At 70.3% G+C, this 14512-nt stretch carries 14 protein-coding genes and 1 pseudogene; 9 read left to right on the top strand and 6 right to left on the bottom strand.

From position 1 onward, the window contains the following. The first annotated feature begins 14 nt into the window (after nucleotides 1-14). The 8 genes and pseudogenes from ACFYQ6_RS31405 to ACFYQ6_RS31370 all read left to right on the top strand — a co-directional run bounded on the left by ACFYQ6_RS31405 (nucleotide 15) and on the right by ACFYQ6_RS31370 (nucleotide 6667). Nucleotides 15-575, top strand: a complete 561-nt coding sequence (locus ACFYQ6_RS31405) for an NAD(P)H-dependent oxidoreductase (protein WP_388766229.1) — start codon at nucleotides 15-17, stop codon at nucleotides 573-575. 232 nt (nucleotides 576-807) lie between these two features. Then, a complete protein-coding gene (locus tag ACFYQ6_RS31400) occupies nucleotides 808-1458 on the top strand; it encodes a GntR family transcriptional regulator (RefSeq protein WP_361579757.1) in 651 nt (216 codons plus the stop codon). 117 nt (nucleotides 1459-1575) lie between these two features. Then, nucleotides 1576-2283, top strand: coding sequence for a 4-carboxy-4-hydroxy-2-oxoadipate aldolase/oxaloacetate decarboxylase (locus ACFYQ6_RS31395; protein WP_361579755.1), 708 nt, complete (start codon nucleotides 1576-1578; stop codon nucleotides 2281-2283). Next, nucleotides 2280-3410 (top strand): 4-oxalomesaconate tautomerase, encoded by a 1131-nt coding sequence (locus ACFYQ6_RS31390; protein ID WP_388766226.1) that lies wholly within the window; start codon nucleotides 2280-2282, stop codon nucleotides 3408-3410. The genes ACFYQ6_RS31395 and ACFYQ6_RS31390 overlap by 4 nt, the downstream gene beginning before the upstream one ends. Beyond that, entirely contained in the window at nucleotides 3391-4341 is a 951-nt protein-coding gene (locus tag ACFYQ6_RS31385; RefSeq protein WP_388766224.1) for a catechol 2,3-dioxygenase, read from the top strand. The genes ACFYQ6_RS31390 and ACFYQ6_RS31385 overlap by 20 nt, the downstream gene beginning before the upstream one ends. A gap of 284 nt (nucleotides 4342-4625) precedes the next feature. Then, complete coding sequence (locus ACFYQ6_RS31380; protein WP_388766222.1) at nucleotides 4626-5957, top strand: MFS transporter; 1332 nt, start codon at nucleotides 4626-4628, stop codon at nucleotides 5955-5957. A gap of 165 nt (nucleotides 5958-6122) precedes the next feature. Further along, nucleotides 6123-6296 (top strand): annotated as a pseudogene (locus ACFYQ6_RS31375) (IS1380 family transposase); the annotation flags it as partial. 2 nt (nucleotides 6297-6298) lie between these two features. Further along, the gene (locus tag ACFYQ6_RS31370) at nucleotides 6299-6667 is read left to right on the top strand and encodes a hypothetical protein (RefSeq protein WP_388766271.1); all 369 of its coding nucleotides are present in this window, start codon (nucleotides 6299-6301) and stop codon (nucleotides 6665-6667) included. 91 nt (nucleotides 6668-6758) lie between these two features. Here the strand turns inward: ACFYQ6_RS31370 and ACFYQ6_RS31365 are convergent, their stop codons facing one another. The 6 genes from ACFYQ6_RS31365 to ACFYQ6_RS31340 all read right to left on the bottom strand — a co-directional run bounded on the left by ACFYQ6_RS31365 (nucleotide 6759) and on the right by ACFYQ6_RS31340 (nucleotide 13359). Further along, nucleotides 6759-7133 (bottom strand): nuclear transport factor 2 family protein, encoded by a 375-nt coding sequence (locus tag ACFYQ6_RS31365; RefSeq protein ID WP_388766219.1) that lies wholly within the window; start codon nucleotides 7131-7133, stop codon nucleotides 6759-6761. Between the two features lie 89 nt (nucleotides 7134-7222). Next, nucleotides 7223-8011 (bottom strand): SDR family oxidoreductase, encoded by a 789-nt coding sequence (locus tag ACFYQ6_RS31360; protein ID WP_388766217.1) that lies wholly within the window; start codon nucleotides 8009-8011, stop codon nucleotides 7223-7225. Beyond that, the gene (locus ACFYQ6_RS31355) at nucleotides 8004-9776 is read right to left on the bottom strand and encodes an ABC transporter ATP-binding protein (protein WP_388766215.1); all 1773 of its coding nucleotides are present in this window, start codon (nucleotides 9774-9776) and stop codon (nucleotides 8004-8006) included. The genes ACFYQ6_RS31360 and ACFYQ6_RS31355 overlap by 8 nt, the downstream gene beginning before the upstream one ends. Beyond that, a complete protein-coding gene (locus tag ACFYQ6_RS31350) occupies nucleotides 9773-12106 on the bottom strand; it encodes an ABC transporter transmembrane domain-containing protein (RefSeq protein WP_388766211.1) in 2334 nt (777 codons plus the stop codon). The genes ACFYQ6_RS31355 and ACFYQ6_RS31350 overlap by 4 nt, the downstream gene beginning before the upstream one ends. Before the next feature lie 24 nt (nucleotides 12107-12130). After that, nucleotides 12131-12478, bottom strand: a complete 348-nt coding sequence (locus ACFYQ6_RS31345) for a DUF1330 domain-containing protein (protein WP_388766209.1) — start codon at nucleotides 12476-12478, stop codon at nucleotides 12131-12133. Next, nucleotides 12475-13359, bottom strand: coding sequence for a dienelactone hydrolase family protein (locus ACFYQ6_RS31340; protein ID WP_388766207.1), 885 nt, complete (start codon nucleotides 13357-13359; stop codon nucleotides 12475-12477). The genes ACFYQ6_RS31345 and ACFYQ6_RS31340 overlap by 4 nt, the downstream gene beginning before the upstream one ends. 53 nt (nucleotides 13360-13412) lie before the next feature. Between ACFYQ6_RS31340 and ACFYQ6_RS31335 the strand changes: the two genes are divergently transcribed. After that, a complete protein-coding gene (locus ACFYQ6_RS31335) occupies nucleotides 13413-14411 on the top strand; it encodes a GlxA family transcriptional regulator (protein ID WP_388766204.1) in 999 nt (332 codons plus the stop codon). Nucleotides 14412-14512 lie beyond the last annotated feature (101 nt).

Below are 14512 nucleotides of genomic sequence, written 5' to 3'. Positions count from 1 at the left end.
CGGGAGCTAACCCCATGTCTGTACGCATCCTCGCCCTCGTCGGCAGCCTCCGCGCCGGCTCGCACAACCGTCAGCTCGCCGAGGCGGCCGTCAAGCACGCGCCCGAGGGTGCCGAGGTCGAGCTGTACGAAGGCCTGGCCGAGATCCCCTTCTACAACGAGGACGTCGACGTCGAGGGCGGCGTGCCCGCCGCCGCCGCGCAGCTGCGTGAGTCGGCCGGCCGTGCCGACGCCTTCCTGCTGTTCTCGCCGGAGTACAACGGCACCATGCCCGCCGTCCTGAAGAACGCCATCGACTGGCTGTCGCGTCCGTACGGCGCCGGTGCCCTGACCGGCAAGCCGGTCGCGGTCGTCGGTACCGCCTTCGGTCAGTTCGGTGGCGTGTGGGCGCAGGACGAGGTCCGCAAGGCGGCCGGTATCGCCGGCGGTGCGGTCCTGGCCGACGCCAAGCTCTCCATCCCCGGCTCCGTGACCCGCTTCGCGGAGACCCACCCGGCCGACGACGCCGAGGTCGTCACCTCTCTGGCCGAGGTCCTGCGCCAGGTCACCGACGGTGTCGGCGCGGCAGCCGCCTGACGCACCTGAGGTGGCGGCGCGCCGAATGCGCCGCGCGCCGCCGTCCCGGTACACCCCCGCATGTGTGGGCCCGGTTCGCTTCCTTCGAAGGAGGCGAACCGGGCCCACACGTCGTTCTGCCTCCCGTCACCGCAGCGGTCGGACCATGCTCACAGCAATATGGCAAACAGAATCGTTGACAATCCTGTCGGCAGAGATTTAGGTTCGACAGGCACTCACTCAGGGGGCAACGATGCCGAAGCAAGCCGGTCCGATCACCGGGGAGCAGGCCAAGCAGCTGGCCCTGGCGCACCTGCGGCAGGCGATCCTGTGCGGCGAGACGGCACCGGCTCAGCGGCTGGTGGAGAACGAACTCGCCGAGCAGTTCGGTGTGACGCGGGCCGGTGTCAGGGCGGCGCTCATCGAGCTGGAGGCGGAGGGACTGGTCGAGCGGATCCGTAACCGGGGATCCCGCGTGCGCGTGGTGACTGTCGAGGAGGCCGTCGCCATCACCGAGTGCCGGATGGCTCTGGAAGGGCTCTGCGCGGCCAAGGCGGCCGTCGCGGCGGACGACGAGCAGCTGGACGGACTCGCCGTGCTCGGTGCGGAGATGGCCAAGGCCGTCGCCGGCGGTGACCCCATGCTCTACTCCGAGCTGAACCACGAACTGCACACCCTGGTGCGGGAGTTCTCCGGTCAGCAGACGGCCGTGTCGCTCCTGGAGCGGCTCAACGGCCAGCTGGTGCGTCACAGGTTCCAGCTCGCTCTGCGGCCCGGGCGCCCCCAGCAGCCCCTGAGTGAACACCTGGCCATGATCGACGCGATCAGGGCCAGGGATCCGCAGGCGGCCGAGGCGGCCGTCCGCTCCCACCTCGCGAGCGTGATCGACGCGCTGCGCGCCTGAGGCGCGGCGCTGATCGGCGCATGCGCGCACGGCGCGCCGCCTCGGTGGGTCAGTCCCGTCCAGCAAGGAGAGTTCAGCCATGACAACCGAGACGGCTCGGACCGTGGGGGAGCCGGCATGAGCGGCGTCATCGTCACCGGCCCGCCGAAGGCGGACGCGCGCGACATCGAGGCCGTCGCCGGATACGGCGTGGCCACCGTGAGCGAGGCGATGGGCCGGTCCGGCCTCGTCGGGCCCGAACTGCGCCCCGTCCAGGAGGGCGTCAGGATCGCGGGCAGCGCCGTCACGGTGCTCAGCTGGCCCGGGGACAACCTCATGATCCATGCGGCGGTGGAACAGTGCGGAGAGGGCGACGTGCTCGTCGTCACCACCACGTCTCCGTCCACCGACGGGATGTTCGGCGAACTGTTCGCCACCGCGCTCAAAAGGCGCGGGGTGCGCGGACTCGTGATCGACGCGGGCATCCGCGACACCCAGGAACTCCGCGAGATGGGCTTCCCCGCCTGGGCGAAAGCCGTGTCCGCCCAGGGCACCGTGAAGGCCACCGGGGGGTCCGTCAACGTCCCGGTCGTGGTCGGGGGCCGGTCCGTCCGGCCGGGTGACGTCATCCTGGCCGACGACGACGGCGTGGTGGTCGTCCCCCGTGAACGGGTGCGCGAGATCGCCGAGGCGTCGAAGGCGCGGGAGGCCAAGGAGGCCGCGGCGCGCGCCGCCTTCCAGGACGGTCAGCTCGGCCTGGACCGCTACGGACTGCGCGAGAAGCTCGACGCCCTGGGCGTGCGGTACACCTCGTACGAGGAGTACGCCGGGGAGGCGGGCGCATGACCGCGGAGACGTCCGGGGTCCGCTGCCTCCTGATGCGAGGAGGAACGTCCAAGGGCGCCTACTTCCTCGCCGGCGACCTGCCCCGGGACACCGCGGCCCGTGACGACCTGCTGCTGCGGATCATGGGCAGCCCCGACCCGCGCCAGATCGACGGTCTGGGTGGATCGCACCCGCTCACCAGCAAGGTCGCCGTGGTCTCCGCGTCGGAGCACCCTGACGCCGACGTGGACTACCTCTTCCTCCAGGTCTCCGTCGACGCGCCCGAGGTGTCCGACCGCCAGAACTGCGGGAACCTCCTCGCCGGGATCGGCCCCTTCGCGGTGGAACGCGGCCTGGTCGCCGCGGAAGCGGCGGAGACTTCCGTACGCATCCGGATGGTCAACACCGGCGACCTCGCCACCGCGACGTTCCCCACCCCGGGCGGCCGCGTCGACTACACGGGGGCCGCGCGGATCTCCGGAGTGCCCGGCACCGCCGCTCCGGTGCTGATCGAGTTCGCGCGGGGCGCCGCCCCCCTGCTGCCGACGGGGTGCGTCCGCGACGTCATCGCCGGTACACCGGTGACCTGCGTCGACAACGGGATGCCCACCGTGCTCATCCCCGCGCAGGCCCTGGGCATCACGGGCCGGGAGAGTCCCGAGGAGCTGGAGGGCGACGCCACCCTGCGCGAACGCGTCGAGCGGATACGCCTCGAAGCGGGGCCCCTCATGGGCCTGGGCGACGTACGCGACACGACCGTGCCCAAGCTCAGCCTGCTGGCCCCGCCCGCCCATGACGGCGCCGTGGCGACCCGCACCTTCATCCCGCACCGCTGTCACACCTCCATCGGCGTCCTCGGCGCCGCGGGTGTGGCGGCCGGACTGCGCATCGCCGGCAGCGTCGCACAGGACATCGCCCGGCTTCCCCCGCACGGTGACCGGCTCCGCGTCGAGCACCCCACCGGGTTCCTCGACATCGAGGCCACCGTGGGGGCCGGCGCCGACGGAACCCCTACGGCCGAGCGCACCGCGGTGGTGCGTACGGCACGAAAGATCTTCGACGGCACGGTCTTCCCCCGGTCCGCGCAGACACCCCCGCCTTCCGAACTCTCCCCGCAAGGAGCCGCAGATGACTCCCCCTCTCGGTGACATCGCCCACGTCGGTCACGCCGAACTGCTCACCCCCGACCTCGACGGCAGCGTCCGGTTCTTCACCGACTACCTCGGCCTCACCGTCAACGGGCAGGACGGCGACTCCGTCTACCTGCGCACCTTCGACGACTACGAACACCACAGCCTGGTCCTGACCGCCGCCGAGAAGCCCGGTCTGCGCCGCACCGCCCTGCGTACGTCCAGTGAGGAGGCACTGCGGCGCCGGGTCGCGGAACTCGAGGCCACGGGTCACGCGGGGCGCTGGGTGGAGGACGAGCCCGGCATCGGCAAGCTCTACCTCACCGCCGACCCCGACGGCCACGAGATCGCCCTGTACTGGGAGACCGAGTACTACCAGGCGCCCCCGGAGCTCAGTCCCGCACTGAAGAACCAGCCGCAGGCAAAGCCCAACCGGGGCGTGGGAGTGCGCCGGCTGGACCACATCAACTTCCTCGCCGCGGACGTCGCCGCCAACGCCGACTTCCAGCAGCACGTCCTCGGAGCCCGGGCCACCGAGCAGATCCAGCTCGACGGCGGCGCGATCGGCGCCAAGTGGCTGACCTTCAACAACAAGTCGTACGACGTCGTCTACACCTCGGACTGGACCGGCTCCAGCGGACGGCTGCACCACATCGCGTTCGCCACCGACACGCGTGAGGACATCCTGCGCGCCGCCGATCTCGCCATCGACAGCGGTGTGTTCATCGAGACCGGCCCGCACAAGCACGCGATCCAGCAGACCTTCTTCCTGTACGTGTACGAGCCGGGCGGCAACCGCGTGGAGCTCTGCAACCCGCTCACCCGCCTGGTGCTCGCTCCCGACTGGCCCCTGGTCACGTGGACCGAGGCGGAGCGCGCCAAGGGGCAGGCGTGGGGCCTGCAGACGATCAAGTCCTTCCACACGCACGGAACCCCGCCGCTGGACTGAGCGAACAGGCCGTCGAGGGCGAACGGGGCGGGCGGCGCACGAGAGGTGCGCCGCCCGCCCCGTGCTGTCCGTGCGCGGCCTGTGGCCCCGCTGTGCGCGGGCTTTTGGTGCTTCAGCTGCCTGGCCAGATTGTTCTTAAGATTGTTGACAAAAGCGTTGACGTTAAATGCCGGGGTCCTTAACGTCATCGGCACACTCGGGTCCGCCGCAGTCGAGCCGCACCGACCCGCCCCGCCGAAGCTCCTTCAGGGACAGAGCTGTCCCGGACGAGAGGAATTGCCCCGATGTCCTCCCCATCCCCCGCAACCGGTGTCCGCAGCAGCCGGCTCGCCCTGCTGGTCGTCGGCCTGTGCTGGCTGGTCGTCCTCTTCGACGGCCTCGACATGTTCATCTACGGCTCCGTCCTGCCGCACATGCTGGAGACGAAGGCGCTCGGCATCGACCCGGGCAAGGCGGGCGACATCGGGTCGTACGCCACCTTCGGCATGCTGATCGGTGCGCTGTCCTCCGGAACCATCAGCGACTGGGCGGGACGCAAGAAGACGATCGTCGTCTCCACCGCCGTCTTCTCGCTGGCGTCCGCCGTCTGCGCCGTGGCCGGCAGCCTCGGCGTCTTCAGCCTCGGCCGCTTCCTCGCGGGCCTCGGCCTCGGCGGTCTCCTGCCCAGCGCGATCACCCTGGTCAGCGAGTACGCCCCACGAGGCCGCGGCGCGCTGATCGTCGGCTCGCTCATGACCGCCCACCAGGCCGGCGGCATCGTGGCCGGTTTCGTGGCGCTGTGGACCGGCGACTGGCGCGTGTCCTTCTGGATCTGCGTGATCCCGCTCTTCATCGGAGTCCCGCTGGCCATCAGGTACCTGCCCGAGTCGCTGACCTTCCTCCAGGCCAAGGGGCGTACGGAGGAAGCCCTGGCACTCGCCGACCGCTACGGCGTCGAGGCGCCCGCCCCCGCTCTCCCCGCGAAGCGCCCGGCCGCCACCGACCGCTGGAGCGCCCTCGCCGCCCTCTTCCGCGGAGGCCTGTGGGTGCAGACCCTGTTCTTCTGGCTCGCGTCCTTCGGTGGACTCCTCCTGGTCTACGGCGTCTCCCAGTGGCTGCCCTCGATGATGCGCGCCGCGGGCTACGACCTGGGCTCCTCGCTCGGCTTCGTCATCGTCATCAACCTCGGCGGCATCGTCGGCATGCTCATCGGCGGCAGGCTCACCGACCGGTTCGGCGGCTCGCTCATCGGCGCGATCTGGTTCGGCGCCACCGCGATCGGCGTCTACCTGCTCAGCGTCCACATGCCGCTGGCCCTCACGTACGCCGTCGTCTTCCTGACCGGCCTGTTCCTCTTCAGCGCCCAGGCCATGATCTACGCCACCGTCGCCGCCCGCTCCGACGACGGCAACCGCGCCACCGCGGTCGGCTGGACCTCCGGCATGGGCCGCTTCGGCGCGGTCTTCGGCCCCTGGCTCGGCGGCCAGCTGCTCGCCACCGGCTCGACGACCTCGGGCTTCACGGTCTTCGCCTCCGCGGGCGTCTTCTCGCTGATCTTCATAGCCCTGACCGGCCTGCCGTTCCTGAAGCGCACCCCCGGCACGGACGCCGCCCGCCCGGCCTCCGCCGCGGGCTGACACGCGCGCCGGACCCACGCGAACGCTCGACGGCGCCGGGCGGGCACCGAACCCGGTACCCGCCCGGCGCCGTCCTCGCTCTGGTGCGCCCCACACACGAGCCCGTTTCTAGGCTCTCCCGGACGGTCCTCGCAACAGAGGAAGGGCACGACCCGCTCTGCTGAGGGAGACCCCGCGGCGGCCGACCACATCACCGCCACCCAACCGGCCCTGGCCCAGCTGCCGAAGCAGTACCGGCGCGGGCACCGGACACTGATCCGCAGCGACTCCGCGGGCGGCACCCACGACTTCGTCGCCTGGCTCCTGCCGGCGACAGCCACGCTCGTCCGTTGGCGTTCCACGTGACCGCAGGCCAGGCGGGCGATGCGCCGTCGCTCGAAGCGGTGCTGGCAGGCATTCGTGTCCCGCGGCTTGGGCCGGGACGACCGAGGGTCCGGCCGAACGCTGTTCTGGCGGACCGCGCGTATTCGTCCCGTGCGGTCTGGAGCCATCTCCGTCGGCGCGGGATCCGTGCCGTCATTCCCCAACCGTCCGACCAGGTAGGTCCCCGAGGGCGACGCGGTCATGCCTCACGGAACTCGATGAGGGCTCTCGCCAGCCGCGCAGATCCTCTCCGCTCATGTCCGCGGTATGTCGCAGAGCACAGGCTGGGACAGCCCGCTGACTTTTTTCGCCCTCGCCATGCAGCCGGCGATAGTCACCAGCCCTGACCCGCACGCCAATCCCATGACAGAGTCAGATATCAGACAAAGACTCGCATGCCGCCCCATGGGGCAGTGACCCGATTCGGGCGATCGTCGACTACTGCTCGACCTGCATGCGACGGACCAGACGACCCTCGAACTCGTACACGTGACGGACCTCCTCTCGAGCAAGGACGGAACCGCCCGGGTCGCGAGCCACCAGTCTGACCGCGACTTCGATCCGGCCGTCGCCACGTTCCCGAAACTGCACAGGTATGAGAGACAGCCGAAGCTGAGCCCACTGGCGAATCCAGTAGTCACGGACCGACGCCCGTCCTTCGAGGTGCCCGCCTTCCCAGCCGTTGGGCCACTGGACATCGGCGGTCATGGCCGCGAGGATCCGATCGATCTCGCGGGCGTTGAACGCCTCGTACAGCTCGCGGAGTTCTCGCGATCGGGCGGACGTCGACGGCCTGTCGTCACTGTGGGGCACTGAATCATCCTCTCGCCAAAACGCGCGTCCTGCGCTGGTGCTGCGGGCTCGACATCGCCGGCCTTCGCGATCGTCAGCGGCCGAGCGGGTCACAGTCCACCAGCCGCTCGGATGCTGGCTCCGGTGACATAGCTGGCCTCGGTGCCGAGCAGCCAGACAATGGCCGGAGCGATCTCGTCGGGCTCTCCGGCTCGGCCCAACGGGATGCGTGTGGCAACGCGCCCGGCGCGGTCCGGATCCCCGGCATCGGCGTGGATCCTCGTGTGCACCGTGCCCGGCGCCACGGCATTGACCCGGATCCCTTGGTCGGCGACCTCCTTGGCGAGTCCCACGGTCATCGCTTCGACCCCGGCCTTGGCTGCGGCGTAGTGGACGTAGTCGTGTGCCGAGCCCAGCGTGGCTGCTGCCGAGGAGACATTGACGATTGCCCCACCGTGTCCGCCGCGGGTGGTGGACATTGCCCGGACCGCCTCACGCGCGCACAGCAGCGCGCCGACGAGGTTCACGTCGACGACCCGGCGCAGCACCGCGACCGGGGTATCCGCCAAGTCTCCGAGGTGTGCGGTCAGTCCGGCGTTGTTCACCAGTCCGGTGACGACGCCCAGGTCCGCGGCAGCGGCGAACAGCTCGGCAACGTCATTCTCGTCGGTCACGTCGCCGGCCACGGCGACGGCTCTCACGCCGTGGTCCTGTGCTGCCGCGGCTGCCTTCTTGGCGGAGGCGCGGTCGTCGCGGTAGCCGACGATCAGGTCGTGTCCTGCACGCGCCAGGTGCGCGACGGTGGCGGCGCCGATCCCTCGCCCCCCGCCGGTGACGATCGTGAGCGGACGGACTGCCGGTGGCACGCATCCCGCGGGTCGGCTTCGTGTGTCACTCATGGTTGTCAGTCCTGTCGTGGCTGGTGTCTGCACTCCAGGTTTCCCAGAGGGCTGCATAGGAGGTCGCGGTGGTGACGAGGTGGTCGTGGTGGCCGAGCTCGGTGATGCGGCCCCCTTCCATGACGGCGATGCGGTCAGCGTCTCGGGCAGTCTGGAGTCGGTGGGCCACGGCGATGATGGTGCGGCCCTGGATGGTGGCGGCGAGGGCTTGTTCGGTGCGGCGCGCGGTTGTGGGGTCCAGCAGGGCGGTGGCCTCGTCGAGGACGAGGGTGTGGGGATTGGCGAGCAGGACTCGGGCGAGCGCGACGTGTTGGGCCTGGGCGCCGCCGAGCCGATGGGTGCCGAGGTCGGTGTCGAGCCCGTCGGGGAGGTCGTCGAACCAGTCTGCGCCGAGGACGTCGAGGGCCTCGAGGAGCTCGGCGTCGGTGGCGTGAGGTGCCGCGATGGTGAGGTTGTCGCGCAGGGGGTCGGCGAACACGTGGTGCTCCTGGGTCACCAGGACGATGTGCTGGCGAAGCTGCTCGGGTGCGAGGTCGGCGACGTCCGCACCGCCCACGGTGACCCTTCCTGATCTGGGACGGTCGATGCCGGCAATGAGGCGACCCAGGGTGGTCTTGCCTGCTCCCGACGTCCCCACGACGGCGAGGTGCTCGCCGGCCCGGACGTCGAGGTCGACACCGTGGAGGACGTCGGCCCCGTCGTAGGCGTAGCGGACGTCGGTGACGACGATGTCCTGGTCGGTGGGGACGGGCGTGACACCCTCGGCGCTGCGTCGTGGCGGTTCCGCTGACGAGGCGAGGCCCTCGACGCGGGCGAACGAGGCGGCGCTGCTCTGCAAAGTCTCCACCCAGATCAGGATCGTGTCGATCGGGGTGGTGAGCTGGCGCAGGTAGAGGACGACCGCGACGACGGTGCCGAGGCTGAGCTGGTGGTCGAGGTGGAGCAGGCCGCCCACGCCGAACGCGGCGCCGACGGCAAGGGCGGTGGAGGCGTCGATGGTCGGGAAGAACACGCTCCGCAGGCGAAGGGTGCGCAGCTGGGCGGCTGTCGCGGCAGCGATCGCGGACGAGCAGTCGGCGGCCCGCCGCTCCTGCAGGCCGAGCGCTTCCACCGTCCGGGCGCCGGCGGCGGTGCCGGCCAGGACGTCTGCGACCTCGGCATGCGCGGCTGCCTGGGCCAGATAGGCCGACCGGGCGCGGCGCAGGTACCAGCGCAGGACCACGGGGATGGCGACGAGAGCGACCAGTCCGACGGCGCCCAGCACGGGGGAGAGCAGGACGACGGCGACGATGATGATCAGTGCCTGGGCAAGGGCGAACACCACCTCTGGCGCGGCGTCGCGCAGAGCGAACGACACCAGGCCGGCGTCGGTCGTGGCACGTGAGGTCAGGTCGCCGGTGCCGGCCCCTTCGACAGCTCGTGCAGGGATCCGCATGAGCCGGTCGGCCAGCTGCTCGCGCAGTCGGGCGGCGGTCCGTTCGCCGAACCGGTAGCCCAGGCGGCGGGCCTGGTGCCCGATCAGGAGCTGCGCGGCCGCGGCAAGCACCACGAGGAGGCCCAACCGGTCGATGATCGCGACCCCAGCCCCGGCCTGCACCTCGTTGACGATCTGCCCGAGCAGCCACGGCCCGACCAGACCTGCGCCCGCCGCCGCGCAGTTGGCGAGCAGCACGGCGATGAATGCTGCGCGGTCGGAGCGGATGAGCCGCCACGCAGCACGGCGGACCTCGCCGGGCTCTGCCACCGGCAACGGCTGCGCGCTCATGCCTGGATCTCGGGGGCGTGGACGCTGGTGTCCGGTCCTCCGCGGTGGACCAGAGCGGCGTAGGCGGGGTTGGCCAGCAAGGTGGTGTGGGTGCCACTTGCGACCACCCGACCGTCGGCGAGCAGGTGCACCTCGTCGGCTCCTTGCAGCACGAGCGCGGACGCCGAGGTGACCAAGGTGGTCTTGCCGCGACGGTGGTGGGTGAGGCGGTCGACGATGGTGGCCTCCGTGGCGGCGTCGAGCGCCGAGGTCGGGTCCACCGCGAGCAGGACGGCCGGGTCGGCGATCGTCGCCCGAGCGAGCCGGACGCGTTGGCGTTGACCGCCTGAGAGGTTCCGTCCCCCGGAGTCGATCCTCGACCCCAGGCCTTCGGTCAGGCCCCGCACCACGTCGTCGGCGGCGGCGGTGTGCAGCGCGTCCAGGATCGCTGCCTCACCGAGGTCGGCGACGTCGAGGCGACCGGCCACTACCTGGGCCAGGGACCCGGCGAACAGGGCGGCGTCGTTGTCGGCCACCAGTACCTGCTCGTGCAGCTGGGCGGGATCGAGCTCGGAGGTCGGCTGCCCGGCCCAGGTGGCACCTGGGCGGAAGCCGCCGAGTCGGTCGACGAGGGCCACGGCGTCGGAGTGCTGGGCGGTGGCGACCGCAGCGAACGTCCCCGGTGTGATCCGCAACCCGGAGGCCTCGTCGATCAGGTCTCCCCGCCCCGGGGGCACCGCCGAGCCGGTGCTGTCGGGGCGCACGTCCAGGAAGTCGGTCACCCGACGTGCGGCCACGAGAGCCTGGCTGAGATCGAGCGCGCCCTCGATGAAGGAGGCCACGGGCACAGCCAGCACCGCGGCGTAGCCGGCGACCGCGACCAGTTCGCCCACCGTGATGCTGCCCTCGACCGCGAGCCGGGCGGCCAGCCACACCACCACTGCGGAGAACAGTGTCGGCAGCCCCAGACCGGCTGCCTGGATCACGCTCGTGACGCGGCCGACCCGATAGCCGTGCTGCAGCAGCCGCTGCGACTCGGCGCGGAAACGGTCGGCGTAGACCGCTTTGCCGCCCAAGCCGTTCAGGACGCCCAGCCCCGCGACGATGTCCACGATCCGACCCGTCACTCGGCCCTGCTGCTCGCGATACGGCGTACCGACCGTCCGGAGCCGACGCGTCGCCGGACCCACGACCAGGGCCAGGACCGGAACCCCCGCCAGCACGACCACAGCCAGTGGCACCGAGATCCGCAACAGCAGCACCGCGATCACCACGTAGGCGAGCACCGCACCGACTCCCGGCCCGGTCGCGGTGAGGCTGCGCCCGATCGTCCACGCGTCCCCACCTCCGATGGCCACGACCTCCCCGGTGAGCGCGCGACGCGCCATCGTGTCTCCCAGACGGATGCCGTGGGCGTTCACCTCTGACACCGTCCGCAGTGCCGCATCCATGCGCACCCGGGTCATGGTGCGATGCCGCCAGATGCTCAGGCCCGCCAGGACGCCCCCGACCAGGAGCAGGACAGCCGTCCACCCCAGCACCACGTTCTGCTGGCTCTCCGCGAGGCTGTCGATCGCACGGGACAGCACGTACGGCGGTAGGGCGAGCCCCACCATCCAAGCGCTGCCGAGCACCGCTCCGAGCGTGACCCGGCCGCGCTGCCGGGAAACGAGCCACGCCAAGTACGACCACGGGCCACGGGTGTGGGGGCGCGTCGGCGGCACGGTGCTCCGGCGCATGTGTCGGCGTCCCCATGCCCTGCCCGTCTGGACCACGACGACCAGCATCACGGCGAGAAGTGCGGCAGAGGTCGCCGGGACGAGGTCCGCGGCGGCGTCGATCGACGACCGCATCGTCATGGCCAGCACCCCGGCGTCGACATCCGCGGCCTCACCCGTCGCCTGCCCTCGCTCGGTCAGCTCTCGCAGGTGGGCGCTCAAGGGATCCTCGCCTCCCCGGGGGCCGTTCGCAGGTCGCATGTTCGCCGCCACCTCCATGACTGCGCGCACGTGCCTCGGATGGTCGGCGACCAAGGTGAGGTTGCTCCTGATGTAGTTCGCGAGCTCGCCGATCACCGAGCCGCACCCGCCCGTCGCCTGGCCGATCTGCTCGCCGGCCTCGCGGTAGAGGGAGGTCACCACCTCGCTCAACGAGTCCTCCTTTGTCGGGAAGTGGTAGGTCACCACTCCTTTGCTGACGCCTGCGTGGCGAGCAACCTCGACGACGGACGTGCCTGCGAACCCCAGCTCCACCAGCACGTCCACCGCGCAGTCGACCAGCTGGGCCTTCCGGGCCGGGCCGCCGGGCGACGGGGTGGGTGAACGTGTCGTACGCAGGTACGAATCTGACACCGCCGCCTTGCAGGGTCGACGACCTCAGCGCGATGCCGGGGCGTTCCGGATGCCCTGCGCGGTGGCGCTCGGGTCATAGTCCTGGGGAACGCCGCCGACGAGGATGATGTCGCCCTGGATGTGCCGGGAGCGGAGGGGTGCGATCCCCCGGTAGGCGGGAGAGTCCCACCAGTCCCTGGCCTCGTTGATCCCGGGAAAGGCGATCACCACGACGTGTCCGGCCCACGCGCCCTCTTTCACCTCCGGTGGCGTGCCGTGCACGAGGAAGCGGCCCCCGAAGGGCTCGAACGTGCCGGCGATCCGCTCCATGTACTCGGCGACGTCCGGGTGCGGCTCGGCGTCGCGCAGATGCGCGATGGCGTAGGCAGTCACAGAAGGTTCCTATCTGGAGAGGGTCGGTTCGCATGAGCGTCGGTCGAGCGGTCCGAGTTGGCGTGGCCGTGAAGCCGGTGGACAAGGAAGTCGAGGATCTCGTCGCGTGCCGTGGCGGTCGGTTCGCCCTCGCGATCGACGAGGTGAACAGTGACCACGCTGTGGGGATAGGGAACGTGAGCGGCGAAGAACGGTGGTGCATCACGATTCGCGGCAGTGTCGGGGAGTTCGCGGCTGACGAAGGAGTCACCCAAGGCTTGCGCGTAGGCATCGAAGCGTGCCCTGGTGCAGACCTTGTCACCCTCGAATCGGTAGGCCAGGACGGTGAGATCGTCACGGTCGAGACGTTCCTTCACGGCGGTGAGCTCGGCGTCGCTGATCTCCAGGACACCCGGCTCATCCAACGGCAGGGACGGCTGGCAGGCCACCGGCGCGACGACGGCGCTCTCGAGCATCATGGTGATGGCGAAGTTGCCGGTGAAGCACATCCCGACCGCGCCCACACCTGATCCCCCGCACTCACGGTGCGCCGAACGAGCGAGGGCCATCAACCACGTCGTGATGGGGCTCGACTCGCCACCGCCGAGTGCCCGGAACTCCTTCGCGACGCAGAGACGACGAAACACCTGTGCCCCGCTGTCGGCGTCACCGAGGGCGCCGTCGGTGCCGAAGAGGGAAGGAAGGTAGACCGTCATGCCACGATCGCGGACCCATCGGGCGAATCGAGCGACGTGTGGACTGATGCCGGGCATCTCGTGCATCACGATCACGCCGGGACCGTCACCACTGACATACACGCGGCGCACCTGGCCTAGGAGCGAGATGGACCGGACGGTGAAGTCCGCGAGGTCGTCGTCTCGGGTCACGTCGTGATCCGTCATAGAGATCCCCCTGCGATGGATCGTCGCGGAGTGCGGCCGATCTGGTGACTACGATGGATCACGATGAAGTCCTTGAGAGAGCGAGACCGGCCATATTTCGGGCGGTTCGAGACATGACCTCGGTCCGCGTCCTGGATCTCGAGGGAGCGATGGCCACCTCCGTGGCCATCACGTTCGATGTCCTCGACACCGCGAACCGGCTGGCCCTCCGATCAGGACGCGCCGCTCAGTTCGACCTCCAGCCCTGGGACGCCAACGGCTATGGAGACGCCACGGATCCGGTGGATCTCGTGGTCGTCCCTGGCCTCGGGATGAGAAACAGCCAAGAGGTTCGCAGCCGACTCGCAGCGCCCGACGCCAGAGCGGGGGCGCACTACTTGAAGGAAGCCGCCGCAGCAGGTAGCGAGATCGCAGCCTCGTGCGCCGGAGTGTTCCTCCTGGCCGAAGCCGGCATCCTCGATCAGCGACGTGCGACTACCACCTGGTGGCTGGCGCCGCTGTTCGCCTGCAGGTACCCCGCAGTCCGGTTGACACCTGCTGATCTCGTCGTCACCGACGGCCCGGTGACAACCGCAGGGGCAGCCTTGGCGCACCTGGACCTCATGCTGACGCTCGTAGGGCGTCACGGTGGGGAGGCGCTCGCCCGGGAGTGCGCCAGGTACCTCGCGGTTGACCGTCGTCGGTCGCAGTCTCCCTACGTGATGCCCGAGACGATCGAGGGCGCCGACAGCGATGTCGCAATCGCGCGGTCGTGGGCGCTCCAGCACCTCGACACGAGCATAGGAGTGGGGGACTTGGCTGCTGCCGCGCACCTCAGTCCGCGCACCTTCACTCGCAGAATCAGCGCAGCCACAGGTATGTCACCTGCTCGATTCCTACGACGCCTGCGTGTCGAGCGAGCTGTCGAGCTTCTGCACAACACCGATCTCGCCGTCACCGGAGTCGCCCATGCAGTCGGGTACAGCGACCCGACGGCACTTCGACGGGCCATGAGCCAAGAGCTCGGCATGAGCCCCCGGACAGTCCGCGGACAACGTACCCGCGCCCACTGAATGACATCCGCGACCGGCGCGCCCCATCGCTTTGCACGAGAGCGTCGGACGGCCGTCGGCACTCGGCTCGGCCGAGGGTCCTTCAGCGGACCAAATTGCCC

The sequence above is a fragment of the Streptomyces sp. NPDC005494 genome, assembly GCF_042872025.1.
Taxonomy (GTDB): Bacteria; Actinomycetota; Actinomycetes; order Streptomycetales; family Streptomycetaceae; genus Streptomyces.
The sequence above is the reverse complement of the archived record's forward strand: the minus strand, read 5'-3'. Positions and strand labels throughout refer to the sequence as shown.